A 24,166-nucleotide genomic window follows, 5' to 3' on the forward strand; every position below is an offset into this window, starting at 1 on the left:
GCCCAGCGCTACGACATCTCATTCTGGACATTTAGGTTGATACCAACATATTCTGATTTTCATGTCAAAGCAGATCGAGCCCAGTTTCGCGACCACCCTTCACGTGCGCGACACCTGTATGTGCCTGCACGTCCAGAGAACCGCCCGGGCGCTGGCACGCCGGTTTGACGAAGCGCTCAAACCGTTCGGCCTCACCAACCAGCAGTTTTCACTGCTTATGTCGCTCAACCGGCCGGCGCCGCCGCGCATGAAGGAAGTTGCAAGCCTGCTTGCGCTCGACCGCACCACGCTCACCGCAAACCTCAAGGTCCTCGAGCGCCGCGGACTTGCGAACAGCACCTCCGATCCGGATGACGGCCGCTCCAGGCTACTCCTGCTTACGGATGCGGGGCGCAAAAGGCTGGCAGAGGCCCTACCGGCCTGGGTCCAGACCGAAGCAGAGGTGGAAGCCCTGCTGAAGTTCGGCACGCCCGACGAGGTGCGCGCCGACCTGCAGGCTATGAGCTAGTGCCCGTCGATAGATCGAGCATTGCATCGATGTGTTCCTGCGCAGCCTTGGCCGCAGCCATTTCCATCGCGCGGAAACGGGCAAGCAGGCGATTTCCTGCCTCCGTCAGCTGCGCTCCGCCGCCATGCGCGCCGCCGGCCCGGGTTTCCACCACCGGAGTGCCGAGCAGACGGCTCGTCTCATCGACCAGATCCCAGGCTCGCCTGTAGGACATACCCATCGTCCGCGCGCCGGACGAGATGGAGCCGGTCTCGGCAATCTTTTCCAGAAGCGCCACCTTGCCAGGGCCAATGCGTCCACCGCCCTCGAAGTCGATGCGCAGTCTGAGTACAGGCATTGCGAGGCCTCCTTCAGCTGGCGGCTGCTGCCAGTCCTGCCGGGCCGACGCTGACCGTCTTCACGACGGCGAAGACGCCCTGCCCGGGTTCGAGCCGCAGCCGCACCGCCGAGAGTTTGGTGATGCGCGCAACGATGATCTCGCCGCCGCAGTCGATGCGGGCATCGAACATGTTGTCGGTGACCGGCTCCAGTGCCGCGAGCGTCCCGGCCAGCACATTCTGGGCGCTCAGGCCCACGGGCTTTTCGGTCGCAACCATCACATCGCGCGCGCGAAGCCTGACACGGATCATCGTGCCCAGCGTCGCCGCCATCCGCGGCACGATGATCTCGCCGGCGGCGGAGCGCAGGCGCGAGACACCGAAAACCTGATCGTGGCCCGACACCCGCATTTCGAGCACAGCGCCGCCCTCGCCCATTTCGTCCGCGGGAAGCAGGTCGAGGCGCGAAAGGATAGCCGCAGCCGGTCCGGCAGCAGCCACCTTGCCCTCACGCATGACAACGACATCGGTCGCAAGCCGGGAAACCTCGGCAACCGAGTGACTGACATAAACGATCGGGATGCCCGCTTCGTCCCGCAGGCGCTCGACATAAGGCAGGATTTCGCCCTTGCGCGCTTCATCGAGCGAGGCCAGCGGCTCGTCCATCAGAATGAGGCGCGGGCTGGCGAGCAAGGCCCGGCCGATGGCCACACGCTGCTTTTCGCCGCCTGACAGACGCTCCGGCCGCCGCCCAAGCACCGGACCAATACCGAGCAAATCGACCACGGCATCGAAATCGGCGTAGCGCTCGCCGCGCGGCGCGAAGAAGCGGCCATAGCGCAGGTTCTGCGCAACGGTCAGATGCGGGAAGAGCCGTGCATCCTGGAACACATAGCCGATGCGCCGTTTCGATGCCGGCAACAGTACCCGGCTATCGGTGTCGGCCAGCGTGCGGCCATTAACAGCGATCCGCCCACTATCCGGCCTGATCAGCCCGGCGATCAGATTGACCAGCGTCGTCTTGCCGGAACCCGAGGCACCAAAGAGCGCGGTCAGCTTGCCGGCACTCTCGAATGACGCTTCAAGCGTGAAGTCGCCGAGCCGTCGTGTGACATCGACCGAAAGCATCACGCGCCTTCCCTGCGGCGTGCGATGCGGCGCGCCAGCAATTCGGAGCCGACCAGCGCCGCCATCGAAATCGCGATGGAAATGACCGTCAGCCGGATTGCCGCGCTCTCGCCGCCAGGAACCTGAAGGAAAGTGTAGATCGCGGTCGGCAGGGTCTGCGTTTCGCCCGGAATATTGGAGACGAAGGTGATCGTGGCGCCGAACTCGCCCATAGCCTTGGCGAAGGCGAGGATCATGCCGGCGAGAATGCCGGGCAGCGCCAGCGGCAAGGTGACCGTGGCGAACACCCAGATGCGGCTCGCGCCCAGCGTTGAGGCCGCGGCTTCAAGTTTCCGGTCGACCGCTTCCAGCGACAGGCGTATGGCGCGCACCATGAGCGGGAATCCCATCACCGCGCAGGCAAGTGCGGCTCCCGTCCAGCGGAACGAAAAAGTGATGCCGAGATAGTCTTCAAAGAAAGCGCCTGCCGGGCCCTTGGCACCGAAGCTCAGGAGCAGAAGGTAGCCGGTCACCACCGGCGGCATGATCAGCGGCAGATGCACCAGACCGTCGAGCAGTATGCGGCCCGGAAAGCGGCCCCGCGCCAGCACCAGCGCGATCAGAATACCAAAGGGCAGGCTGGCAAGCGTTGCCCAGAAGGCGATGCGCAGCGACAGGTTCACCGCGCTCCATTCGTCCGGGCCAAGGCCGAGCCAGTCGGTCATGCCGCTTCAGCCTCCCTGCTTTCTCAGCACTTCGAAGCCCTCGGCCTCGAAAATCGAGCGGGCCGTATCACCACGCAAAAATTCCATCAATGCGGCGGCGCCGGGATTTTCCGAACCGGACAGGATCGCCGCCGGGTAAACGATCGGAGGATGTGCCGTCTCAGCAAAGGTGTCCAAGATGCGGACGCTCGTGTCGGCATTCGCGTCCGTCTTATAGACGATGCCGAGCGGTGCTTCACCGGTAGAGACAAGTGCGAGGGCCGCACGCACATTCTCCGCCTGCGCCAGCTCACCCGAAACGGAACTCCAGAGACCGAGCGTTTCCAGCGCTGCCCTTGCATATCGGCCTGCGGGCACGGCATCGGTGTTGGCGACCGCCAGGCGGCCGCCCGCAAGCAGGGTGGAGAGGTCAAATCCCGGGGCGATCTCGACGGCGAGGCCGGAGCCGGAGGGCGCTACGAGAACGAGCCGGTTGCCGAGCAGCGCCGTTTCGCTTTGCCGGTCGATCAACCCGCGTTCGGACAGCCAGCCCATCCAGTCGCGATCGGCGGAGATGAAGATATCGGCCGGAGCGCCCTGCTCGATCTGCCGGGCGAGTGCGGAGCTGCCGGCATATGAGACGACCACGCGCTGGCCTGTTGTCGCCTGATAGGCGCCGGATACCTTGTCCAGCGCATTCTTCAGGCTCGCGGCGGCGAAAACCAGCAATCGCTCCTCGGCGGCAGCCGCGCGCGGCAGACCGGCGGCGCCAAGGAGCAGCCCAATTGCCAACAGGACCGCACCTATCCGGTTTCGTACATCGCTCACAGGGTGTACCAACAATCACAAATCGGGACCGTTATATACCCACACATATAACGGTCAATGTCGGACCATGCAGCCCCGTGCGGGGGTGATTGACCCCACCGCGCGATTGCAACATACTCGGTAGTATGTCCGCCTTGGGAGGAGAACGAATGCGGTTCGCGCGTGTAAACGGCGTCGTCATTCATCATGCGGTGCGCGGCGCGCCGGATCGACCCGCAATCGTGTTCTCCAACTCGCTGGGTACGGATTTCCGTATTTGGGAAGCGGTTGCCGACGCGCTGGCCGGTGACTATCGGCTCGTGCTTTACGACAAGCGCGGGCACGGGCTTTCCGAAGCAACCCCCGCCCCTTATGCGCTGACAGACCATGTTGCTGACCTCGCTTTGCTTCTCGATCATCTCGGCATCGAAAATGCGACCATTGTCGGCCTCTCGGTCGGCGGCATGATCGCTCAAGGACTTGCCGCGCTCAGGCCCGAGCTGGTGGAACGGCTTGTGCTTTGCGACACCGCGCACAAGATCGGCACCGACGAGTTGTGGAACATGCGCATCGAAGCCGTCACCAAAAGCGGCATTGCGTCGATCTCCAGCCAGATATTGGAACGCTGGTTCACTCCGGCGTTTCGCGCTCCCGGCAATGCGGATTTCATCGGCTACACGGCGATGCTGGAACGGACCACCGTCGATGGCTACGCCGGCACCTGTGCGGCGCTGCGCGATGCCGACCTGACGGAATCCACGCGCGCACTTAAAGTGCCGGTCATGTGCATCGTCGGCGATCAGGATGGGTCCACCCCGCCAGACCTCGTACGCTCGACCGCCCGCCTTATCGAAGGTGCGCGATTCGAAATCGTACAAGATGCCGGGCACCTGCCCTGCATCGAGCAGCCGGCGGCAACCGCCGCGCTGATCCGAAAATTCTTGCAGCAATAAAGTCCGTAGCGGCGGCACAACAGGAGAAAGAATGAGCAATATCGTTACGACGCGGCTCGAAGGCGACATCGCGGTCATCACGCTGGACAATCCGCCGGTCAACGCGCTCAGCTTTCGCCTGCGTGAGCCGCTTTATGCCGCGCTGGAAACGCTCGGCACCGATGACGGCGTGAAGGCCATCGTCATTGCCTGCGCCGGGCGCACCTTCATCGCCGGCGCGGACATCACCGAATTCGGGACGGAAAACGCGCTGAAGCGGCCGAACCTGCCCGATTTGTGCGCCCTGCTTGAAGACATGCCCAAGCCGGTCGTTGCCGCCATTCACGGTACCGCCTTCGGCGGCGGGCTGGAGCTAGCGCTCGCCTGTCATTTCCGCGTCGCGGTGCCGTCGGCCAAACTCGGCTTGCCGGAAGTGAAGCTCGGCCTGCTGCCGGGTTCCGGCGGCACGGCACGGCTGCCGCGCATTGTCGGCCCCGAAAAAGCGCTGAAGATGATCGTGTCGGGCAACCCGATCGGCGCCGCCGATGCGGCCAAGGCAGGCCTGGTTGACGCGATCGCCGAAGGCGATCTCGGAGAGGACGCCGTTTTGTTCGCGAAGGCCAAGCTCGCAGAGCACGCGCCGCTGGTACGGGTGCGCGACCGCGACGAAAAACTCGCTGAGACACGCGCCAACACCGGGGGCTTCGAAGGGCTGATCAAGGAAGTGACGCGCAAGGCGCGCGGTCTGGAAGCTCCGGTGATGGCGGCGGCAGCCGTCCGCAACGCGATCGAGATGGATTTCGACGCGGCGCTCAAGGCCGAGCGCGACGCCTTCATTCACCTGGTGCAGGGCGACCAGTCGCGCGCCCAGCGCCACCTCTTCTTCGCCGAACGCGAGGCAGCCAAGGTTGCGGACGTGGGCAAGGATGTGCAGCCGCGGCAGATCAAACGGGCCGGCGTCATCGGTGCCGGCACCATGGGCGGCGGCATCGCAATGTCGCTGGCGAATGGCGGCGTGCCGGTCACCATTCTGGAAATGACCGATGAAGCGCTTGAGCGCGGGCTCGGCATGATTGCGAAAAACTACTCGGTGTCGGTCGACCGCGGTTCGATAACTGCCGACGAAAAGGACGCCAGGCTCGGCCGCATCACCGGCACGACCGACTATGCCGACCTCGCAGATTGCGACCTCATCATCGAAGCGGTGTTCGAAGAAATGCCGATCAAGAAGGAAGTGTTCGGCAAGCTCGACGCCGTCGCCAAGCCGGGAGCGGTTCTGGCCAGCAACACCTCCTATCTCGACGTCAACGAAATCGCCGCCTCGACAAGCCGCCCGCAGGACGTGGTCGGCATGCATTTCTTCTCGCCAGCCAATGTGATGCGGCTTCTGGAGATCGTGCGCGGCGACAAGACCGCACCCGATGTTCTGGCCACCGCGCTCGAGGCCGGGCGGCGCATGCGCAAGGTGCCCGTCGTGGTTGGCGTGTGCCACGGCTTCGTCGGCAATCGCATGCTTTCCGCACGGTCTTCGGAAGGCGAAGCGCTGCTTCTGGAAGGCGCAACGCCGGAGGAGATCGACAAAGCGTTTCTCGATTTCGGCTGGCCGATGGGTCCGTTCCAGATGGGCGATCTCGCCGGGCTCGACATTGGCTGGCGCAACCGCAAATCGCTGGGCAAGACGGCGGCCATCGGCGACGCGCTGTGCGAGATGGGCCGCTTCGGCCAGAAGACCGGCAAAGGCTTCTACCTCTATGAGGACGGCTCCCGGAAACCGAAACCCGACCCTGAGGTCAACTCCTTGATCGAGGAGAAGGCGCGAGAGGCCGGCATCAACCGACGCGCCATTTCAGCCGAGGAAATCATCGAGCGCTCGCTTTATCCGATGGTGAACGAGGGCGCGAAAATTCTCGAAGAGAAGATCGCACAACGTCCATCCGACATCGATATCGTATGGACCAACGGCTACGGTTTTCCGATCGGCAAGGGTGGCCCGATGTTCTGGGCCGACCTCGTGGGGCTGCCGAAAATCGTGGAGCGGCTCGAATACTGGTACGGCAAGACCGGCAACGAAGTCTTCAAGCCGGCTGCTTCGATCAAACAGCTGGCAGCGACCGGCGGCAGCTTTTCGGCACGTCCCGCATAGGCTGATGGACCTCGCCAACGCCCCCTGGAAAGGTATCTATCCACCGGGACTTGCCCCGGACGCGAAACTCGATGCCTACCCGATCCACGACATCGTGGATCGGGCCGCGGCAAAGTGGGGCGACAAGACGGCGTTTCGGTTTCGCGGGCGTAAGACCAGCTTCGTCGCCTTGAAGGAGCTTGTCGACCGCTGCGCGCGCAGCTTCATGGCGGCAGGGCTGAAAAATGGCGACCGTGTCGCGCTCTTGCTGCCCAACACGCTCTACCATCCAGTCGCTTTTTTCGGCGCCGTCAAAGCCGGGCTCACGGTGGTGCATCTGTCGCCGCTCGATGGCGACATCGTGCTGAGGCACAAGATCGCCGACAGCGGTGCGCGCGTCCTCGTCACGACAAATTTCGAGAAGATGGCGGAGCGCGCTGCCGGCCTGCTTGCGGACCGCCGCGTGGAAACCGTCATCGTCGGCGACGATGCAGAGCTTGGCACATCCGACGGAACGGGACCGAAACCCGAAGGCGCGGGCATCGTCGATTTCACAACGTTTCTCGATCAAGCCGGCGATGCGTCCTTTCCCACGGTCTCCCCCGACGATCTGGCGCTGCTGCAATATACCGGTGGCACGACCGGTCTGCCGAAGGGCGCAATGCTGACGCACCGCAACCTTTCGACCTCGGTATCGAGCTACGATCTGTGGTTCGAACGGTTCGGCCTCATGCGCCCCGGGGAAGACCGCGTGGTGTTGTTCCTGCCGCTCTTTCACATCTATTCGCTGTCTGCTGTGATGCTGCGCGCAGTAAACAACGGGGTCGAAACCATCCTGCACACGCGTTTCGATCCTGAGACGGCGTTGCGCGAAATCGAGGCCGGTGCGACCAGCTTTCCCGGCGTGCCGACCATGTGGATCGCGATGGCCGCGCAACCCGATTTCGCCAGCCGGGATTTCTCCAGCCTGCGCTACTGCGCCTCAGGTGGAGCGCCGCTGCCAGTCGAGGTGGCGCGCAAGATCAAAGCCGGCACGGGCCACGACCTGCTCGGCGGCTGGGGTATGACAGAGACCTCGCCGGCAGGCACCAACATCCCGGTCACGCGGCCGGACATGGTGGGTACCATCGGCGTGCCGCTTCCGGGTATCTGGATGGACATCGTTGCGCTGGACGACCCCGACCGCGTGCTGCCGCCCGGCGAGACCGGCGAGCTGCGCATTGTCGGGCCGAATGTTGCGACGGGCTACTACAACCGGCCGGACGAAACCGCCGCCGCCTTCACGCCGAACGGCTTTCTCACCGGCGACATCGGTTTCATGGACGATGAAGGCTTCTTCACCATCGTCGACCGCAAGAAGGACATGATCCTGAGCGGCGGGTTCAACATCTACCCGCAGCTCATCGAGCAGGCGATCTACGAACATCCCGACGTCGAGGAGGCTCTCGTGATCGGCGTGGCCGACGATTATCGCGGCGAGGCAGCGAAGGCTTTCGTCAAGCTGCGCAAGGGCGCCGCGCCGCTGACGCTCGATGCACTGCGTGATTTTCTCAAGAACCGGCTTGGGCCGCATGAGCTGCCGGCGGCGCTCGAAATCCGCGATGCGCTGCCGCGCTCGCCGGTCGGCAAGCTTTCGAAACTCGAACTGAAACAGGAAGAGGCGGAGCGGCGCAAAGCCGTTCCGGCTTCGTAACCCGAGGAGAACAACATGACCGAGGCGGTTATCGTTTCCACTGCCCGCACGCCCGTCGGCAAGGCCTATCGCGGCGCCCTCAACGACACACCGGGCGCCACGCTGGGCGGCCATGCCATTGCCGCGGCGCTGCAACGCTCCGGGCTCGACGGCGGCGAGATCGAAGATGTGGTGATGGGCTGCGCGATGCAGGAAGGCGCGACCGGGCTCAATGTCGCGCGACGCGCGTTATTGACCGCAGGGCTTCCGGTCACTGTCGCCGGCACGACCATCGACCGCCAGTGCTCATCCGGTCTTCAGTCGATGGCGGTTATCGCCAACGCGATACGCAATGACGGGCTGACCGTCGGCATCGCCGGCGGACTGGAATCGATCAGCCTGGTGCAGAATGACAAGCGCAACACCTACCGGCTGGTCGATGAGAAGCTGATGGACATCAAACCCGATGTCTATCTGCCGATGATCGACACCGCCGAAAACGTCGCCAAGCGCTACGGCATCAGCCGCGAGCAGCAGGACGAATACGGTCTGGAGTGCCAGCGCCGCGTGGCCGCCGCCCGCGAGGCCGGCCGCTTCGATGCCGAGATCGCACCGATCGACGTGCGCATGGCCGTCATCGACAAGGAAACGAAAGAAGTCAGCCACAAGGAGCTGACAATGGCGCATGACGAGGGTCCGCGCCCGGAGACAACCGCCGAGGGCCTTGCCAGCCTGAAGCCGGTGCGCGAGGGCGGCTGCATTACCGCAGGCAATGCCAGCCAGCTGTCCGACGGTGCATCGGCCAACGTCATGATGAGCGCCAAGGAGGCCGAAAAACGCGGCCTTGAGCCGCTCGGCATTTTCCGCGGCTTCAACGTTGCCGGCTGCGAGCCGGACGAGATGGGCATCGGCCCGGTATTTGCCGTTCCGCGGCTGCTGGAGCGGCACGGGCTCAAGGTCGACGACATCGGCCTGTGGGAGCTCAACGAGGCATTCGCCGTGCAGGTGATTTATTGCCGCGACAAGCTCGGTATCGACCCCGAAAAGCTCAACGTGAACGGCGGCGCGATCGCGCTCGGCCACCCCTACGGCATGAGCGGCTCGCGGCTAGCGGGCCATGCGCTCATCGAGGGCAAGCGCCGGGGCGTGAAATATGCCGTGGTGACCATGTGCGTTGGCGGCGGCATGGGTGCTGCCGGCCTGTTTGAGATCAACTGACGGGAGGTCCTGATGGAACTGCGCTTCACGCCCGAGGAACTGGCATTCCGCGACGAGGTCCGGGCCTTCTTCGCCGAAAACGTGCCCGACGAAACGCGCGCCAAGATGAGCGAGGGCGAGCACCTCGACAAAGACGACATGGTGGAATGGACGCGCATCCTGAACGACAAGGGATGGGCGGTTCCGCACTGGCCCGAAGAATATGGCGGCACGGGCTGGGACCCGATGCGGCAATACATCTTCCTGGAAGAGCTGCAGCGCTATCCGGCCCCTTCTCCGCTGCCCTTCGGCGTGAACATGGTCGGCCCGGTGATCTACACATTCGGCAATGAAGAGCAGAAGAAGCGCTTCCTGCCGCGCATCGCCAATCTCGACGACTGGTGGTGTCAGGGCTTTTCGGAGCCGGGCGCCGGCTCCGATCTCGCTTCGCTGAAGACGCGCGCGGTGCGCGATGGCGACCACTACATCGTCAACGGCCAGAAGACCTGGACGACGCTCGCCCAATATGCCGACTGGATCTTCTGCCTCGTGCGCACCGACACTGAGGCGAAGAAGCAGGAAGGCATTTCCTTCCTCTTGATCGACATGAACACGCCCGGCATCGAGGTGCGTCCGATCATCACTATCGATGGGGGACGCGAGGTCAATGAGGTGTTCCTCACCGATGTGAAGGTGCCTGTCGAAAATCTCGTCGGCCAGGAAAACAAGGGCTGGGACTACGCGAAGTTCCTGCTTGGCAACGAGCGCACCAACATTGCCCGCGTCGGCATGTCGAAGCAGCGCATCGCGCGGGTACGCGAACTTGCGGCCAAGGAGATGTCGGGCGGGCGTCCGCTCATCGAGGACCCGCGATTCCGAGAAAAGCTGTCATCGATCGAGATAGACCTGAAAGCGCTGGAGCTCACCCAGCTGCGGGTTGTCGCGGCAGATGCCAAGCGCGGCAACACCGGCAGGCCCGATCCGGCATCCTCGATCCTGAAGATCAAGGGTTCGGAGATCCAGCAGGGCATCACGCATCTTCTGATGCAGGTCATGGGCCCGCACGCCCTGCCCTATCACGAGGATATCGAGGGTTCGAACGAACCGCCGATCGAGCCGGACTATGCGGGCTCGGCCGCGCCCGGCTATTTCAACTATCGCAAGGTCTCCATCTACGGCGGCTCGAACGAGATTCAGAAGAACATCATCGCCAAGGCGGTGCTGGGGCTTTGAGCCCCGGCCGATAGGGATATTCGGAACAGACCATGGATTTTGACCTCACCGAAGAACAGTCGATTCTCAAGGATTCGCTCGACCGGCTGCTGGCCGACAAATACGACTTCGAGAAACGCATGAAGATCATGGCGCAGCCGGACGGCTGGAGCGGCGAGATGTGGAACGCCTATGCCGAGATGGGGCTGATGGCACTTCCCTTCGCCGAAGAAGACGGCGGGCTTGGCGGCTCGCCCGTGGAGACCATGATCGTTATGGAGGCGCTTGGCAGGGCGCTTGTGCTGGAGCCCTATTTCGCCACCGTCGTGCTTGGCGGCGGCGTGCTGCGGCACGGCGCCTCGGCGGAGCAGCGGGCCGAGTTCGTGCCGCTGGTGGCGGGCGGCGAGCTCAAGCTTGCGCTTGCGCACACGGAACGCAATTCGCGTTACGATCTCAACCATGTCGAGACAGTTGCCAGGAGAGATGGCGACGGCTGGGTGCTTTCCGGCCAGAAAAGCGTCGTGCTGGGCGGCGACGCAGCGGACCACATCTTCGTCACGGCACGCACCGCCGGCGACATACGCGACATGAACGGGATCGGCATTTTCATGGTCGATGCCAAGGCCGAGGGTCTTGCACGGCGCAGCTACACCAACCAGGACGGTACGCATGCTGCGGAGATTTCACTCGATGGAGTGACGGTTCCGGCTGCCAGCGTAATCGGCGATCCCGGGGACGGGCTTTCAATCATTCGCCGGGTGGCGGACGAGGCGATCGCCGCACTCAGTGCAGAAGCGATCGGCGTCATGGAAAAGCTGCACGCGCTGACGCTCGAATATCTCAAGGTGCGCAAACAGTTCGGCGTACCTATCGGCGCATTCCAGGTTCTGCAGCACAAGGCCGTGGACATCTTCGTGGCGCTGGAACAGGCGCGTTCGATCACGCTCTACGCGACGATGATGGCCGACAGCGACGACGAAGACGAACGCAGCCGGGCAATGAATGCCGCGAAAGCCGAGATTGGGCGGGCGGGTCAGCTGGCCGGCGAAAACGCCATTCAGTTGCATGGCGGCGTGGGCATGACGATGGAATATGCCGTCGGCCACTATTTCAAGCGCATGACATCGATCGACCTCACCTTCGGCGATCACGATCATCATCTGCGGCGGCTTGCGGAACGTGGTGGCCTTTTCGGCTAGGACGCAAGTCAGATCAGGCAGTCACCGCCTGCCGGCTCTCCTGTTGCGCCTTTGCGGGGGCGCAATAGATCTCGTACAGCAGCGCCAGAACGCGCGACACTTTGTCGGACGCCACGCTGTAATAGATCGTGCGGCCTTGGCGGCGTGTCGAAACGAGCTTGAGCGCGCGCAGCTTGGAAAGCTGCTGCGAAAGAGCCGACTGGCTCATGCCCACAGCCTCTGCCAGCGGCAGCACCGCCATCTCGCCATTCAGCAAGTTGCAGAGGATCATCAGCCTGTTCGCGTTTGCGATCGCTGACAGCAGCTCCGCGGCCTCCTCTGCGGATTGCGACAGCTTGTCCAAATCAAGCATGCATTTCTCCTATTGCATATATGAACATATTATCATATTTGATGCCAATCGCAACCCAACGGAGTGATTATGGGCTCGATTACAGAATTCACGCCCTGGCTTTCATTGGCCGGCGGCGCACTTATCGGACTTTCGGCTGTTCTGCTCATGGCGCTACATGGGCGCGTTGCCGGCATGACCGCGATCCTGGGCGGTGTTTTGCCACCCGTGGCCAGCGATTGGCAATGGCGCGCCGCCTTCCTGGCTGGCGCCATCATCGCGCCGGTGATTTTTGTCGCGGCCGGCGGCGAGATCGGCTTCGCCGTTCCGCCGAGCACCGGCATACTGATCGCAGGCGGCGTCATTGTCGGCATCGGCGTGACATTCGGCTCCGGCTGCACCAGTGGCCATGGCGTGTGCGGTATGGCCCGGCTTTCGCCGCGCTCCATCGCCGCGACTGCGATCTTCATGGTTGCGACTTTCGCGTCCGTTTACGTCATTCGTCACGTGATTGGAGGCTGACCATGAACAAGCTTGTATCAGCCCTCCTCATCGGCGGCGTTTTCGGTATCGGCATTGCCATTTCAGGCATGGCGAACCCCGCCAAGGTGCTCAACTTCTTCGACATCGCCGGCACCTGGGATCCGAGCCTGCTCGTGGTCATGGTGAGCGCGCTCGTTGTTGCAGCAATCGGCTACCGGATCGTCTTCGGCCGGCAGACCAAGCCTGCCTTCGAGACCAGCTTCGACCTGCCGACGAAGCGTTCCATCGACTGGCAACTCGTCGGCGGCTCGGCTTTGTTCGGCATTGGCTGGGGCATGTCGGGTTTCTGCCCGGGCGGCGCAATACCCGCGCTTGGCCTCGGCTATTCCGAAACTCCGACCTTCGTCGGCGCCATGATTGCCGGTATTATCGTGGCGAGGTTTTTGAAGCAGCGTATCGCCCAGCCTGCCCCGGCGCGCAGCTAGACAGCATAGAAGGAGCATCAAGATGACCCTCCCCTTCCAGCCCGATCTGAACGTCAAGCCCGAAGTCGTAGCGTTTTTCGACGAGCCGACGAACACGGTGTCCTACATCGTGAAGGATCCGAACTCGGATGCCTGCGCCGTCATCGATTCAGTGATGGATATCGACTACGCCGCAGGCCGCATCACCTATGACGGTGCGGACGAGATCATCGAGTATATCCGTTCCAACGGCTGGAAGCTGGAGTGGATCATCGAGACCCATGTGCATGCCGACCATCTGTCGGCTGCGCCCTACATCCAGCAGAAGATGGGCGGCAAGCTCGGCATCGGTGAAAACATCACGATCGTGCAGGACACGTTCGGCAAGATTTTCAACGAAGGCACCGAATTCCAGCGCGACGGCTCGCAGTTCGACCAGCTGTTCAAGGATGGCGACAGCTACCAGATCGGCACGCTGACCGCCTATGCCATGCACACGCCCGGCCACACGCCGGCCTGCATGACGCATGTGATCGGCAATGCCGCCTTTGTCGGCGACACGCTGTTCATGCCCGATGGCGGCTCGGCCCGGGCCGACTTTCCCGGCGGCGACGCACGCGAGCTCTATCGCTCGATCATGCGCGTGCTTGAGCTGCCGGACGAGATGCGGCTCTTTATCTGCCACGACTACGGCCCGAATGGCCGCGACATCAAATGGGAAACCACGGTCGCGGAAGAGCGCGAGCACAATATCCACGTACACAGCGGTGTAACCGAAGACGAGTTCGTGGCGGTGCGCGAAGCACGCGACGCAACGCTTGCCATGCCGAAGCTCATCATCCCGTCGCTGCAGGTGAACATGCGCGCCGGGCAATTGCCGCCGAAAGATCGGGATGGCAAAACCTACCTGAAAGTGCCGGTCAACGAACTCTGACCCGCCCAGGCTCTATTCGAAAAGAGGAACATCATGGATATCAGACAGGTCGCGGACGGATTTTCGGTCTCGGGTCAGATCAGCCCTTCCGACGTCGCAACGCTCAAAGCAGCCGGCTTTCGCAGCATCATCTGCAACAGACCGGACAATGAGGACGGCGCCGTGCCGCACGCTCTGGTAGAAGCTGCGGCCGAGGAAGCCGGCCTCAACTTCCGCTACATCCCGGCAATCAGCGGCCAGCTCACCCAGGCCAATGTCGACGATATGGCAGCCGCGCTGGGCGAGCTCGATGGGCCGGTCTTCGCCTATTGCCGCTCCGGCGCACGCAGCACCAACCTCTACATGATGGCCAGCCAGAAAGGCTGAGCCCAACGGCCGGCGCTACGGCGCCGGCTTCCCTCAATCACACCGTGCCGGCATGCCCTTTTCGGGGGCGTGAACGGTCGAACTTGTCCTGAAGAACAATATGCGCGAACGGCTTTCGATACTGGCTTCCTGGCCTCCACTCGCCTGGGGTTCGAGCTATACGCGCGCCACGCTTTCGAGCGATCTCACGGCGGCACTGATCGTGACGATCATGCTCATCCCGCAGTCGCTGGCCTATGCGATGCTCGCCGGGTTGCCGCCGCAGGCAGGCCTCTACGCCTCGATCCTGCCGCTCGTCACTTATGCATTGTTCGGATCGAGCCGGGTGCTGGCCGTTGGTCCGGTCGCCGTGGTGTCGCTGATGACAGCGGCGGCGATCGGCAAGATAGCGCCGGCGGGGTCGAGCGAGGCGATCGCCGCCGCACTTGCCCTCGCCCTCATCTCGGGGCTCATGCTTCTGGCGCTCGGGATTTTGCGGCTTGGCTTCCTCGCCAATTTTCTTTCGCATCCCGTTATCTCAGGTTTCATCACAGCATCCGGTATCCTGATTGCCGCCGGCCAGCTCAAACACGTCTTCGGTGTTTCCGCATCCGGGCACACAGTTCAGGAGATCGCAATTTCGCTGTGGGAGAATGCCAGCGCGGCGAATCTGGCAACTGTGGTCATCGGGCTGGGCTCCGCTGCATTCCTTTTCTGGTCACGACGCAAGCTGAAGCCGCTTCTGGTTTCGTCCGGCATCGGCGCCCGATGGGCTGACGTCCTTGCCAAGGCATCACCGGTCGCCGCGGTCGCAGTCACCACAATCGCAGCATGGACCCTCGACCTCGGCTCGGCAGGCGTTCGTCTTGTCGGCGCCGTTCCGCAGGGTCTGCCACCACTCACGGTCCCGCCGATCGACACGGAGATGTGGCTGTCGCTTGCCGGTTCCGCGACGCTGATCACGATCGTCGGCTTCGTGGAATCCGTCTCGGTCGCACAGACACTCGCCGCCAAGCGCCGGCAGCGCATCGTACCCGACCAGGAGCTGATCGGCCTCGGATCGGCCAATGTGGCGGCGGCCTTTTCCGGCGGCTACCCGGTGACCGGCGGTTTCGCGCGCTCGGTCGTCAATTTCGATGCCGGTGCGGAAACACCCGCCGCAGGCATTTTCACCGCCGTGGGTATTGCGATAGCAACGCTCACGCTGACGCCGCTGCTTGCCTATCTTCCGCAGGCAACGCTTGGCGCAACAATCATCGTAGCAGTCCTGTCGCTCGTCGATTTCGGCATCTTCAAGCGCAGCTGGCGTTACGCAAAAGCTGATTTCGCCGCCGTGCTTGCAACGATGAGTGTAACGCTTTTTGTGAGCGTCGAGCTCGGCATCCTGGCCGGCGTCCTACTGTCGCTGCTCATCCACCTCTACAGGACGTCGAGGCCGCATGTTGCAGTTGTCGGCCAAGTGGCTGGCACCGAACACTTCCGCAACGTGTTGCGGCACGAGGTGATCACCAATCCCGCGATCCTCTCGGTGCGGGTCGATGAGAGCCTCTATTTCGCCAATGCGCGTTTCCTGGAGGACTTCCTGTTCAGCGCCGTTGCGCAAAAACCGGATGTCAAACACGTCATTCTCGTCTGTCCTGCCGTCAATGCCATCGATCTGAGTGCGCTGGAGTCACTGGAAAACATCAATCGCTCGCTGGCCGAATCCGGGGTCACGCTCAATCTCAGCGAAGTGAAAGGCCCGGTGATGGACCGGCTCAAACGCAGTGATTTCCTGGAACATCTTACCGGGCGCGTGTTCCTGTCGCAGCATCTGGCTGTCCAGGAACTTGCCGCCGGGATCAATAAAGCAGGCGCATCAGAAAAAGCGTGATCGCCGGGAACGCGGCCAGAATGATCACGCGGACGATGTCGGTAGCCACAAAGGGCAGCACGCCGCGATAGGTGTGCTGGATCGGCGTTTCCTTGGCCATCGAGTTGATAACAAAGAGGTTCATGCCGACCGGTGGCGTAATCAAGCCAACCTCGACCACGATCAGCACCAGGATGCCGAACCAGATGGCGAACTCTTCCGGCGACAGGCCGAAATCCAGCGCGGTGACGATCGGGAAAAAGATCGGCACCGTGAGCAGGATCATCGACAGCGAATCCATCACACAGCCGAAAATCAGGTAGAAAAACAGGATCAACGCCAGCACCATCCAGGCGTTGAAGCCCTGGGCGGTGACGAATTCGGCCGCCTGCTGAGGCAGCTGCGACAGCGCCAGGAAGCTGTTGAACATCGACGCGCCGAAGACAATGAAGAAAATCATCGCCGTGGCGCTGGCTGTCGACAATATGCAGGAAATGAACGTCGTGCGGGTCAATCCGCCATTTGCCAGCGCGATGATGCCGGTGCCTGCGGCACCCACAGCAGCACCCTCGGTTGGCGTAAACCATCCGAGATAGATGCCGCCGACCACGGTGACAAACACCAGCAGCACCGGCCAGACATCCAGCAAGGCCGCGAACCGCTCGGCATATGGCGCGCGTTCGCGCATGCCGGCCGACCCGGGGCTGACCCGCACATAAACCGCGATTGCGATCATGTAGCCGATGGCGGCCAGAATGCCTGGAATGAAAGCCGCGACAAACAGCTTGGCGATATTCTGCTCTGTCAGAATTGCATAGATCACGAGGATCACCGACGGCGGAATCAGGATGCCCAGTGTTCCGCCCGCGGCCAGCGTGCCGGTGGCCAGCGCCCCCGAATACCCGTAACGCTTGAGCTCCGGCAGCGCCACCTGGCTCATGGTGGCGGCGGTTGCGAGCGAAGAGCCGCAGATCGCGCCGAAGCCGGCGCATGCGCCCACTGCGGCCATCGCCACGCCGCCCTTCCTGTGCCCCAGCCAGGTTTCGGCGGCCTTGAACAGCGAACGGGACATGCCGCCCAGCGTGGCGAACTGGCCCATGAGGAGAAACAGCGGCACGATCGACAGCGAATAACTCGAGAAGGTCGAATAGGTTTCGCCCTTGAGCTTAGAGAGTATCGGGTTCCACGAACCGAAAATGATGTAGCTGCCGACCGTACCGCAGATCAGCATGGCAAGGCCGATTGGGATCCTGAGAAAGATAAGAAGGATCAGAACCGGGAACGACAAAAAGCCGAGCTCAAGATTGCTCAATGTACGCCCCCGCCGTTGCGGCTGGACAGCGGTTTGCCTCCAAGGGTGGCACGCGCTTGTTCAAATAGAAGATAGAGCGAGATTACCGCGCCGATGGCAGCCGCGACCATGCACGCGGCATAAGCCCACCAGACCGGAAACTGCAGGATGAAGGTTGTCTCGTTGTAGCGGATCTTGTCCAGCATCCCATACCAGAGCCGCCAGGCGACAATGACGATGAAGACCGTCATCAAAAATTCGGCAACGAGGTCGATGACGCGGTTGGCGCCATCGCTCAGGAAGTTCGTAAATATGTCGACGCTGGCGTGGCCGCGCACGAACTGGCACCAAGGCAGGAACGAAAAGATTGCGAACGCGACACCCGCCTCAACCATCTCGAAGTCGCCCGGAACGGGAGAAAGTCCGGCCCAGATCAAAGCCCGGCCGGTGATGCTCGTGACGGTCAGGATCGTAAGCGCGGTAAGGACGACGCCGCCGGAGACGGCAAGGCCACGCGCCAACTCTCGCATTATCGTTGCGAGGCTCATCCTTCCTCCCCAGTCAGTTCCCCGAATGGTGTTGCACGCTAGCGGCAAGCCATGGCCAGAGCAACGGCACGCAATTTCGTTATAGTATATAACAATTGAATATCAATGATGTGAATGGTCGGGCCTGGCGGCCCGACCGGTCAATGCGTTCAGGCCCGTCACTGCATCGCGGTGTATTTGTCGATCAGCGACCGGGCTTCGTCGATCAGCGCCTGGCCGTCCACGCCCTTGGCCGACATTTCGGCTATCCAGTTGTCGATGACAGGCTGCGCAGCACTCTTCCATGTCCCTGCATCATCGGCGCTCAGCTCGATGATGTTGTTGCCGCGCGACTGGGCAATCTCGAGACCCGGGGCATCGTATTCCTGCATCGTCTTGCCGGCCCAGGCGGAGAGCTCGGCTCCCGAATTGTCATCGATCACCTTCTTCAGGTCATCGGGAAGCCGGTCATAGCTGCCCTTGTTCATCGCCAGCACGAAGGTGGTCGTGTAGAGCGCATGATCGCCGCCGAAGGTCGTATGGTTGCCGACGAGTTCGGCGACCTTGAGCGCAGGCGTCACTTCCCACGGAATAACGGTCGCATCGATGACGCCCTTCGAAAGCGCCTCCGTCACCTGCGGCACAGGCATGCCGACCGGCGCCGCGCCAAGTTCGCTCAGCAGCGCATTGATGACGCGCGTGGGTGCACGCACCTTCAGCCCGTTGAGGTCGTCCAGATTTGTCACCGGCGACTTGGAGTGGATCACACCCGGCCCGTGGACCCATGTTCCGAGAATGTGAAGGTCCTTGAATTCGTTGTCCTTCATATGTTTTTCGAACATGTCCCAAAAGGCGCGCGACGTCGCTTCGGCGTTCGTCATCATGAAGGGCAGTTCAAACACCTCGGTGCTTGGAAAACGGCCCGGCGTGTAGCCCGGCAGGGCCCATACAAGATCGACGACTCCGTCCGTTGCCTGATCGATGAGCTGAGGCGGCGTGCCGCCGAGCGACATGGCCGAAAAGCGCTCGATCTTGATGCGGCCGCCGGACGCCGCTTCCACCCGGTCCGCCCACGGATCGAGTATGTGAGCCGGAACATTTGCCTGCGGCGGCAGAAACTGATGCAGCCGCAGCGTGACTTCCTGTGCCGCCGCGCCCTGCAGGCCCGCGATCGCGCCTGCTGCGGCCACAATGCCCGCCATCATGATGCGTCTGGTTACAGATATCATTTTATCCTCCCGAACTGATTCTTGCCGCTTCGCTGATGCGGCTTATGGCACGGCCATGTAACCGATAAAATATGTAACTAAAAAGGGCGCCGGCCGGCACGCTAGGTCTCAAGCGGCAGCGCGTTCGTTTCCTTCAGCGTTTCGAGCACGATCGCGGTCTTCACATGCTGAACGCTGTCATGCGGGAGCAATACCCCGTTGACGAAATCGGCCAGCGAGCGAAGGTCGGGCGTCACGACCTTGAGCACGTAGTCCATCTCGCCGGTAAGCGCGTGTGCTTCCTGAACTTCCGGCAATCGCTCCAGCAGCCGGGCAAAATGGCGGGCATTGTCGCGATTGTGGGTGGAAAGCGTGACAGTGATGATATTGACCAGCGGGAAGCCTAGACGCTCGCGGTCGAGAACGGCACGATACCCGCGGACGAAACCTTCGTCCTCCAGCCTTTGCCTGCGCCGCGAGCATTGCGACGGCGACAGATTCACCTTGGCCGACAACTCATTATTGGTCAGCCGCGCATCCTGCTGCAGAAGCGCGAGTATCTTGCGGTCGAAGCCGTCGAGCTGCTCGGAACTCATGTAAATCACTCCAGCGACGCGCGAAGCATGCGAAAAATGCCCACCAGAGGCATCAGAACGCAAACTCCGTGCGGAGGCAAGAGCGTATGATCGGGAAATATCGCGCCCCAACCCGGAGGAGAGCCATGGGTCCTTTCCCGCACGATGCACCGCCCGCCAAGATCGGCGGCGAAAACCCCGCCGGAACCGACGGGTTCGAGTTCGTAGAATTCGCGCATTCCGAGCCTGCAAAGCTAGAAGAGCTGTTCGCGCGCATGGGCTACACCAAAGTGGCCACGCACAAATCGAAAGCGATCTCGGTCTGGCGGCAAGGCGACATCAACTATGTCATCAATGCCGAGCCCGGCTCGCACGCCATGCGCTTTGTCGACGAGCATGGCCCGTGCGCGCCATCGATGGCCTGGCGGGTGGTCGATGCCAAACATGCTTTCGATCACGCCGTTTCCAAGGGCGCTACGCCGTATGAAGGCGACGACAAAGTGCTCGACGTGCCGGCGATCATCGGCATCGGCGGTTCGCTGCTCTATTTCATCGAAACCTATGGCGACAAGGGCTCCGCCTACGACACCGAGTTCGACTGGACCGGCGAGCGCGACCCGAAGCCCGAGGGCGTCGGTTTCTATTATCTCGACCACCTGACGCACAACGTGTTCCGCGGCAATATGGACAAGTGGTGGGATTTCTACCGAGACCTGTTCGGTTTCAAGCAGATCCACTTCTTCGACATCGATGGCCGCATTACCGGTCTTGTCAGCCGCGCCATCACGTCGCCCTGCGGAAAGATCCGCATTCCGCTGAACGAGTCGAAGGACGACACCAGCCAAATCGCGGAATATCTGCGCAAATACAAAGGCGAAGGCATTCAGCACATCGCGGTCGGTACCGACGAAATCTACGACGCGACCGACCGGCTTGCAGCCAACGAGCTCAAATTCATGCCCGGCCCGCCCGACACCTATTACGAGATGTCGTATGACCGCGTGAACGGCCATGACGAGCCGGTGGAACGGATGAAGAAACACGGCATCCTCATCGACGGCGAAGGCGTAATCGATGGCGGCATGACCAAGATCCTGCTGCAGATCTTCTCCAAAACCGTCATTGGTCCAATCTTCTTCGAGTTCATTCAGAGGAAGGGCGACGAAGGCTTCGGCGAAGGCAATTTCCGCGCACTGTTCGAATCCATCGAACAGGACCAGATCAAGCGCGGCGTGCTCAAGGTCGAAGCTGCGGAGTAAGCACACCCGGGTGCGTCTTTCGCCTCGGCGAAGGACGCATCTATTTCTTCGCGGCTGCCGCGAGCGCCTTTTTCAGCGTATCGGGATCGCCCACCTGGTTGGCGAGCAAAAGCACCAGCCGGGCATTCAGCTGCGCGCTTTCTTCAAAGCTCAGCCCTTCATGCGCGCCCATGAGCGCGGCGTAGAAATCGTCACCGGCTGCTCCCAGACGGTCGTGTCCGATATCGTCCGCGCTCATTGCGCCGTCCCTGTCGCACGCTCCAGCGCTGCCATGATTTCACCGACGGTCGGATTGCGGAAACGTGCGGCGACATGCTGGTCGGGCCGCAGAAGGTAGACATTGCCGGCGCCATACCGCCGCGCGACCAGCCCTTCCACATCGAACAGCGCCGACCCATCGTTGGTGCGGCGTGCCGGATCCCCCGTCACCGCGATGCGGTTGAGTTCGGATGGAAGACCATCCGGAATTTCAGCGTCGACCGACATGACCGCGAAGCCGCCGCCGCAGTGAGCGAGCAGCCAGTCCGGCCCCGCCTCGCCGTTGGCCACCGGCGCGTCCGGCATCGCTGTTCCTGGTTCGACGCCCTCGCCGCCGCGACTTGGCGTCTGCAATTGCATTCCGGCCAGTGAACAGGGTCGCGACAGCCTGCCGGAATTCACCAGGCGGCGTGCGAAGTCATGCTCTCCGGCCAGGTCCAGCACCGCTTCGCGGAACAGCTTCTCCATCTCGCTCTTCGGCGTCATGAATGAAGTCGCACGGGCGGAATTGGCGATGTTTTCGTCCGAGCCGTAGGTGCGCTCCTCATCATATGTCTGGATGAGGCTTTCCGGCGCTTCACCGCGCAATATTGCTGCCAGCTTCCAGATCAGATTGTCGGTATCCTGGATGCCGCCATTGCCGCCTCGCGCGCCAAATGGCGAGACGATATGGGCGCTGTCGCCGGCAAAGACCACCCGACCATGGACGAAGCGCGCCAGCCGGCGGCACTGGAAGGTGTAGACCGAGACCCAGTCGAGTTCGAAATCGGAATGGCCAAGCACCTTTTCGATGCGCGGGATAACGTTTTCGGGTTTCTTTTCTTCCTCGGGATCGGCGTCCCACCCGAGTTGCAGGTCGATACGGTAGATATTGTCGGGCTGTTTGTGCAGCAGCGCCGACTGGCCGGGATGAAATGTCGGCTCGAACCAGAACCAGCGCTCGGACGGGAAATCCGCCTTCATCTCGACATCGGCGATGAGGAAGCGCTCTTCGAAGATCCTGCCCTCGAAGTCGAGCCCCATCATGGTGCGCAAGGGCGACCGCGCGCCGTCGCAGGCAATGAGCCAGTCGGCCTCGAGGCTGTAAGCCCCGTCGGGTGTTTCTATCTCGACAGTCACTCCATCGTCGCGCCGTTCGAGCCCGGTAACCTTGTTGTTCCAGCGCAGGTCGATCAGGTCAGGGAAATCGGCCGCGCGTTCCACCAGATACTGCTCGGCGTAGTATTGCTGCAGGTTGATGAAGGCCGGCATCTTGTGGCCCGCCTCGGGCAGCAGATCAAAGTTCCAGACCTCGCGGTTGCGGTGAAACAGCCGGCCGACCTTCCAGGTCACCCCCTTTTCCACCATCCGTTCGCCAACGCCGAGCCGGTCGAAGATCTCAAGCGTTCTTTTCGACCAGCAGATGGCGCGGCTGCCGATCGAAACGACATTGTTGTCGTCGAGCACGATGCAGCGCACGCCGTGCAATGCGCAGTCGATCGCCGCCGCCAGGCCGACCGGGCCTGCTCCCACGATGATGACCGGCGCCCCGCTGGGCTTCGCTCCGCCAAGTTCCGGCGGCTTCTGATAGGCAAACGGCGCGTATTGGTAGCGTGGCATCAGCCAGCGCCCAGATTCGGCACCGCCAGCACGATGAACAAGCCGAAGGCCACGAAACCGCCGAGAATGATCAGCAGCCGCCGGTTCATCTGGCGCCGCAGTTCCTGGGTTTCGGCATCCTGGGCGACGCCCCGGTTCATCGCAACGGCCCAGATATTGGCGTAAGTCGGCAGTCCCCATTTCTGGCTGCCGGAAATGCCGGAACGCCGCTCGGCGGCGTAACACAGGCGGATCGCGTCAACGAAGTTGACGATCATCGCCAGGCCCCAGAACCCCGATACGAGGATGAAGATGTTACCGAAGTCCATTGGCTAGCCCTGCAAAGCATCCCACATCTGCCGGTCGCGTTCCGCGGTCCAGATGCGCGGCGTATCGATGTCCAGCGCCTCATCATAGGCGCGAGCGACATTGAAGGGCAGGCAGTGCTCGTAGATTGCGTAGTCGGCAAATTTCGGATCGCACTCGGCGCGGCAGGCGTCCCAGGCTTCCTTCAGCGAACCGCCGCCAAGAGCCACACGCGCCACCGGGCGGTAGGTCGAGCGCACGAAGTCGGCGGTGTTGTCCAGCGCCTCGTTGACGCGCTCGCGTCCTACAAGCGCGTCGCCACGGCCGGGCGCAATCGCGTCGAGATCCCAGGCCCTGATACGGTTCAGCGTGCCCGGCCAGTCGTGAAAATGGCCGTCGCCGCAATAGCAGGCCGAGTGATATTCCACGATGTCACCGGTGAACATCACATTTGCGTCCGGCACGAAAGCGACGATGTCGCCGGCCGTGTGGGCCCGGCCCATGAACATCAGGTCGACCCGGCGCTTGCCGAGATAGACCGTCATGCGGTCGTTGAAGGTCATGGACGGCCAGGTGAGACCCGGAATCGATTCGTGGCCCTGAAACAGCCGCGGAAAGCGGCCAAACTCGGAGTCCCAGTCCTCCTGTCCGCGCTCGACGACCATGGAGCGGGCCTTCTCCGACATGATGATTTCAGAGGCGCCATAGGCCGACGCCCCGAGCACACGCACCGCGTGATAATGCGTCAGTGTCACATATTTGATCGGCTTGTCGGTGACGGTGCGGATGTTCTCTATCACCTTGTTGGCCAGACGCGGGGTTGCCTGTGCGTCCACGATCATCACCGCATCGTCACCGATAATGACACCGGTATTGGGATCGCCCTCGGCGGTGAAGGCCCACAGATCCTTGCCGATCTCGGTGAAAGAGACCTTCTTTTCAGCGAGATCGCCAGCCGAGGCAAATTGCTTGGTCATG

At 62.3% G+C, this 24,166-nt stretch carries 26 protein-coding genes; 13 read left to right on the forward strand and 13 right to left on the reverse strand.

All coding sequences use genetic code 11. From position 1 onward, the window contains the following. The first annotated feature begins 61 nt into the window (after nucleotides 1–61). Nucleotides 62–508: a MarR family winged helix-turn-helix transcriptional regulator gene (locus EP165_RS01855; RefSeq protein WP_127519854.1), complete on the forward strand. Its 447-nt coding sequence runs from the start codon at nucleotides 62–64 to the stop codon at nucleotides 506–508. Here the strand turns inward: EP165_RS01855 and EP165_RS01860 are convergent. From EP165_RS01860 to modA, 4 genes are read right to left on the reverse strand one after another with little or no spacing between them, the layout of a single operon-like run. Next, nucleotides 498–845 carry a winged helix-turn-helix domain-containing protein gene (locus EP165_RS01860; protein WP_127519855.1) on the reverse strand — a complete coding sequence of 116 codons (348 nt, stop codon included), beginning with the start codon at nucleotides 843–845 and terminating at the stop codon, nucleotides 498–500. The genes EP165_RS01855 and EP165_RS01860 overlap by 11 nt on opposite strands. 13 nt (nucleotides 846–858) lie before the next feature. After that, entirely contained in the window at nucleotides 859–1,956 is a 1,098-nt protein-coding gene (modC, locus tag EP165_RS01865; RefSeq protein ID WP_127519856.1) for a molybdenum ABC transporter ATP-binding protein, read from the reverse strand. Beyond that, nucleotides 1,953–2,657, reverse strand: coding sequence for a molybdate ABC transporter permease subunit (modB, locus tag EP165_RS01870; RefSeq protein ID WP_127519857.1), 705 nt, complete (start codon nucleotides 2,655–2,657; stop codon nucleotides 1,953–1,955). The genes modC and modB overlap by 4 nt, the downstream gene beginning before the upstream one ends. Nucleotides 2,658–2,663: 6 nt before the next feature. Next, nucleotides 2,664–3,464 carry a molybdate ABC transporter substrate-binding protein gene (gene modA, locus EP165_RS01875; protein WP_127519858.1) on the reverse strand — a complete coding sequence of 267 codons (801 nt, stop codon included), beginning with the start codon at nucleotides 3,462–3,464 and terminating at the stop codon, nucleotides 2,664–2,666. Nucleotides 3,465–3,613: 149 nt separating this feature from the next. On the opposite strand from modA, the gene pcaD reads away from it, so the two are divergent. From pcaD to EP165_RS01905, 6 genes are read left to right on the forward strand one after another with little or no spacing between them, the layout of a single operon-like run. Further along, complete coding sequence (gene pcaD / locus EP165_RS01880) at nucleotides 3,614–4,396, forward strand: 3-oxoadipate enol-lactonase (protein ID WP_127519859.1); 783 nt, start codon at nucleotides 3,614–3,616, stop codon at nucleotides 4,394–4,396. A gap of 31 nt (nucleotides 4,397–4,427) precedes the next feature. Beyond that, complete coding sequence (locus EP165_RS01885) at nucleotides 4,428–6,518, forward strand: 3-hydroxyacyl-CoA dehydrogenase NAD-binding domain-containing protein (protein ID WP_127519860.1); 2,091 nt, start codon at nucleotides 4,428–4,430, stop codon at nucleotides 6,516–6,518. Nucleotides 6,519–6,522: 4 nt separating this feature from the next. Then, the gene (locus EP165_RS01890) at nucleotides 6,523–8,190 is read left to right on the forward strand and encodes an AMP-binding protein (RefSeq protein ID WP_127519861.1); all 1,668 of its coding nucleotides are present in this window, start codon (nucleotides 6,523–6,525) and stop codon (nucleotides 8,188–8,190) included. 15 nt (nucleotides 8,191–8,205) lie between these two features. Next, on the forward strand, nucleotides 8,206–9,387 hold the full coding sequence (locus EP165_RS01895; RefSeq protein ID WP_127519862.1) for an acetyl-CoA C-acyltransferase: 1,182 nt from the start codon (nucleotides 8,206–8,208) through the stop codon (nucleotides 9,385–9,387). A 12-nt stretch (nucleotides 9,388–9,399) separates the two neighbouring features. Continuing rightward, nucleotides 9,400–10,599, forward strand: a complete 1,200-nt coding sequence (pimC, locus tag EP165_RS01900) for a pimeloyl-CoA dehydrogenase large subunit (protein WP_127519863.1) — start codon at nucleotides 9,400–9,402, stop codon at nucleotides 10,597–10,599. 32 nt (nucleotides 10,600–10,631) lie between these two features. Beyond that, the gene (locus EP165_RS01905) at nucleotides 10,632–11,777 is read left to right on the forward strand and encodes an acyl-CoA dehydrogenase family protein (RefSeq protein ID WP_127519864.1); all 1,146 of its coding nucleotides are present in this window, start codon (nucleotides 10,632–10,634) and stop codon (nucleotides 11,775–11,777) included. Between the two features lie 13 nt (nucleotides 11,778–11,790). Here EP165_RS01905 and EP165_RS01910 read toward each other — a convergent pair whose 3' ends face one another. Then, complete coding sequence (locus tag EP165_RS01910) at nucleotides 11,791–12,129, reverse strand: ArsR/SmtB family transcription factor (protein WP_127519865.1); 339 nt, start codon at nucleotides 12,127–12,129, stop codon at nucleotides 11,791–11,793. Between the two features lie 69 nt (nucleotides 12,130–12,198). Here EP165_RS01910 and EP165_RS01915 point away from each other — a divergent pair, with 69 nt between their 5' ends. The 5 genes from EP165_RS01915 to EP165_RS01935 all read left to right on the forward strand — a co-directional run bounded on the left by EP165_RS01915 (nucleotide 12,199) and on the right by EP165_RS01935 (nucleotide 16,207). Next, nucleotides 12,199–12,630: a YeeE/YedE family protein gene (locus EP165_RS01915; RefSeq protein ID WP_245439951.1), complete on the forward strand. Its 432-nt coding sequence runs from the start codon at nucleotides 12,199–12,201 to the stop codon at nucleotides 12,628–12,630. A gap of 2 nt (nucleotides 12,631–12,632) precedes the next feature. Next, the gene (locus tag EP165_RS01920; protein WP_127519866.1) at nucleotides 12,633–13,076 is read left to right on the forward strand and encodes a DUF6691 family protein; all 444 of its coding nucleotides are present in this window, start codon (nucleotides 12,633–12,635) and stop codon (nucleotides 13,074–13,076) included. Nucleotides 13,077–13,098: 22 nt separating this feature from the next. After that, complete coding sequence (locus EP165_RS01925; protein ID WP_127519867.1) at nucleotides 13,099–13,989, forward strand: MBL fold metallo-hydrolase; 891 nt, start codon at nucleotides 13,099–13,101, stop codon at nucleotides 13,987–13,989. Between the two features lie 33 nt (nucleotides 13,990–14,022). Next, on the forward strand, nucleotides 14,023–14,355 hold the full coding sequence (locus tag EP165_RS01930) for a protein tyrosine phosphatase family protein (protein WP_127519868.1): 333 nt from the start codon (nucleotides 14,023–14,025) through the stop codon (nucleotides 14,353–14,355). Between the two features lie 100 nt (nucleotides 14,356–14,455). Then, entirely contained in the window at nucleotides 14,456–16,207 is a 1,752-nt protein-coding gene (locus EP165_RS01935) for a SulP family inorganic anion transporter (RefSeq protein ID WP_127519869.1), read from the forward strand. On the opposite strand, the gene EP165_RS01940 is transcribed toward EP165_RS01935, so the two are convergent. From EP165_RS01940 to EP165_RS01955, 4 genes are all read right to left on the reverse strand, one after another. Continuing rightward, a complete protein-coding gene (locus EP165_RS01940; protein WP_127519870.1) occupies nucleotides 16,176–17,498 on the reverse strand; it encodes a TRAP transporter large permease in 1,323 nt (440 codons plus the stop codon). The genes EP165_RS01935 and EP165_RS01940 overlap by 32 nt on opposite strands. Continuing rightward, nucleotides 17,495–18,025 (reverse strand): TRAP transporter small permease, encoded by a 531-nt coding sequence (locus tag EP165_RS01945; RefSeq protein ID WP_127519871.1) that lies wholly within the window; start codon nucleotides 18,023–18,025, stop codon nucleotides 17,495–17,497. The genes EP165_RS01940 and EP165_RS01945 overlap by 4 nt, the downstream gene beginning before the upstream one ends. A 158-nt stretch (nucleotides 18,026–18,183) precedes the next feature. After that, nucleotides 18,184–19,233, reverse strand: a complete 1,050-nt coding sequence (locus tag EP165_RS01950) for a TRAP transporter substrate-binding protein (protein ID WP_127519872.1) — start codon at nucleotides 19,231–19,233, stop codon at nucleotides 18,184–18,186. 101 nt (nucleotides 19,234–19,334) lie between these two features. Continuing rightward, entirely contained in the window at nucleotides 19,335–19,808 is a 474-nt protein-coding gene (locus EP165_RS01955) for an Lrp/AsnC family transcriptional regulator (protein WP_127519873.1), read from the reverse strand. Between the two features lie 125 nt (nucleotides 19,809–19,933). On the opposite strand from EP165_RS01955, the gene hppD reads away from it, so the two are divergent. Further along, a complete protein-coding gene (gene hppD, locus EP165_RS01960; RefSeq protein WP_127519874.1) occupies nucleotides 19,934–21,046 on the forward strand; it encodes a 4-hydroxyphenylpyruvate dioxygenase in 1,113 nt (370 codons plus the stop codon). Between the two features lie 40 nt (nucleotides 21,047–21,086). On the opposite strand, the gene EP165_RS01965 is transcribed toward hppD, so the two are convergent. From EP165_RS01965 to EP165_RS01980, 4 genes are read right to left on the reverse strand one after another with little or no spacing between them, the layout of a single operon-like run. Further along, nucleotides 21,087–21,284: a DUF2783 domain-containing protein gene (locus EP165_RS01965; protein WP_127519875.1), complete on the reverse strand. Its 198-nt coding sequence runs from the start codon at nucleotides 21,282–21,284 to the stop codon at nucleotides 21,087–21,089. Beyond that, nucleotides 21,281–22,903, reverse strand: coding sequence for an FAD-dependent oxidoreductase (locus EP165_RS01970; RefSeq protein WP_127519876.1), 1,623 nt, complete (start codon nucleotides 22,901–22,903; stop codon nucleotides 21,281–21,283). The genes EP165_RS01965 and EP165_RS01970 overlap by 4 nt, the downstream gene beginning before the upstream one ends. After that, a complete protein-coding gene (locus tag EP165_RS01975) occupies nucleotides 22,903–23,211 on the reverse strand; it encodes a hypothetical protein (RefSeq protein WP_127519877.1) in 309 nt (102 codons plus the stop codon). Before EP165_RS01975 ends, EP165_RS01970 begins: the two co-directional genes overlap by 1 nt. A gap of 3 nt (nucleotides 23,212–23,214) precedes the next feature. After that, the gene (locus tag EP165_RS01980) at nucleotides 23,215–24,165 is read right to left on the reverse strand and encodes an MBL fold metallo-hydrolase (RefSeq protein ID WP_127519878.1); all 951 of its coding nucleotides are present in this window, start codon (nucleotides 24,163–24,165) and stop codon (nucleotides 23,215–23,217) included. Nucleotide 24,166 lies beyond the last annotated feature (1 nt).

This window comes from Mesorhizobium sp. Z1-4 (assembly GCF_004000235.1).
Classification (GTDB): Bacteria; Pseudomonadota; Alphaproteobacteria; order Rhizobiales; family Rhizobiaceae; genus RCIO01.

Excerpts from the sequence above, each read along its gene's own strand:
- EP165_RS01935 (WP_127519869.1), top strand. The coding sequence starts at position 14,456 with ATGCGCGAACGGCTTTCGATACTGGCTTCCTGGCCTCCACTCGCCTGG.
- EP165_RS01925 (WP_127519867.1), top strand. The coding sequence starts at position 13,099 with ATGACCCTCCCCTTCCAGCCCGATCTGAACGTCAAGCCCGAAGTCGTA.
- EP165_RS01895 (WP_127519862.1), top strand. The coding sequence starts at position 8,206 with ATGACCGAGGCGGTTATCGTTTCCACTGCCCGCACGCCCGTCGGCAAG.
- EP165_RS01890 (WP_127519861.1), top strand. The coding sequence starts at position 6,523 with ATGGACCTCGCCAACGCCCCCTGGAAAGGTATCTATCCACCGGGACTT.
- EP165_RS01930 (WP_127519868.1), top strand. The coding sequence starts at position 14,023 with ATGGATATCAGACAGGTCGCGGACGGATTTTCGGTCTCGGGTCAGATC.
- EP165_RS01950 (WP_127519872.1), bottom strand. The coding sequence starts at position 19,233 with ATGATATCTGTAACCAGACGCATCATGATGGCGGGCATTGTGGCCGCA.
- EP165_RS01860 (WP_127519855.1), bottom strand. The coding sequence starts at position 845 with ATGCCTGTACTCAGACTGCGCATCGACTTCGAGGGCGGTGGACGCATT.
- EP165_RS01920 (WP_127519866.1), top strand. The coding sequence starts at position 12,633 with ATGAACAAGCTTGTATCAGCCCTCCTCATCGGCGGCGTTTTCGGTATC.
- EP165_RS01955 (WP_127519873.1), bottom strand. The coding sequence starts at position 19,808 with ATGAGTTCCGAGCAGCTCGACGGCTTCGACCGCAAGATACTCGCGCTT.
- EP165_RS01975 (WP_127519877.1), bottom strand. The coding sequence starts at position 23,211 with ATGGACTTCGGTAACATCTTCATCCTCGTATCGGGGTTCTGGGGCCTG.
- EP165_RS01965 (WP_127519875.1), bottom strand. The coding sequence starts at position 21,284 with ATGAGCGCGGACGATATCGGACACGACCGTCTGGGAGCAGCCGGTGAC.
- EP165_RS01980 (WP_127519878.1), bottom strand. The coding sequence starts at position 24,165 with ATGACCAAGCAATTTGCCTCGGCTGGCGATCTCGCTGAAAAGAAGGTC.
- hppD (WP_127519874.1), top strand. The coding sequence starts at position 19,934 with ATGGGTCCTTTCCCGCACGATGCACCGCCCGCCAAGATCGGCGGCGAA.
- modB (WP_127519857.1), bottom strand. The coding sequence starts at position 2,657 with ATGACCGACTGGCTCGGCCTTGGCCCGGACGAATGGAGCGCGGTGAAC.
- EP165_RS01905 (WP_127519864.1), top strand. The coding sequence starts at position 10,632 with ATGGATTTTGACCTCACCGAAGAACAGTCGATTCTCAAGGATTCGCTC.
- EP165_RS01945 (WP_127519871.1), bottom strand. The coding sequence starts at position 18,025 with ATGAGCCTCGCAACGATAATGCGAGAGTTGGCGCGTGGCCTTGCCGTC.
- EP165_RS01915 (WP_245439951.1), top strand. The coding sequence starts at position 12,199 with ATGGGCTCGATTACAGAATTCACGCCCTGGCTTTCATTGGCCGGCGGC.
- pcaD (WP_127519859.1), top strand. The coding sequence starts at position 3,614 with ATGCGGTTCGCGCGTGTAAACGGCGTCGTCATTCATCATGCGGTGCGC.
- EP165_RS01885 (WP_127519860.1), top strand. The coding sequence starts at position 4,428 with ATGAGCAATATCGTTACGACGCGGCTCGAAGGCGACATCGCGGTCATC.
- EP165_RS01855 (WP_127519854.1), top strand. The coding sequence starts at position 62 with ATGTCAAAGCAGATCGAGCCCAGTTTCGCGACCACCCTTCACGTGCGC.
- EP165_RS01910 (WP_127519865.1), bottom strand. The coding sequence starts at position 12,129 with ATGCTTGATTTGGACAAGCTGTCGCAATCCGCAGAGGAGGCCGCGGAG.
- EP165_RS01970 (WP_127519876.1), bottom strand. The coding sequence starts at position 22,903 with ATGCCACGCTACCAATACGCGCCGTTTGCCTATCAGAAGCCGCCGGAA.
- pimC (WP_127519863.1), top strand. The coding sequence starts at position 9,400 with ATGGAACTGCGCTTCACGCCCGAGGAACTGGCATTCCGCGACGAGGTC.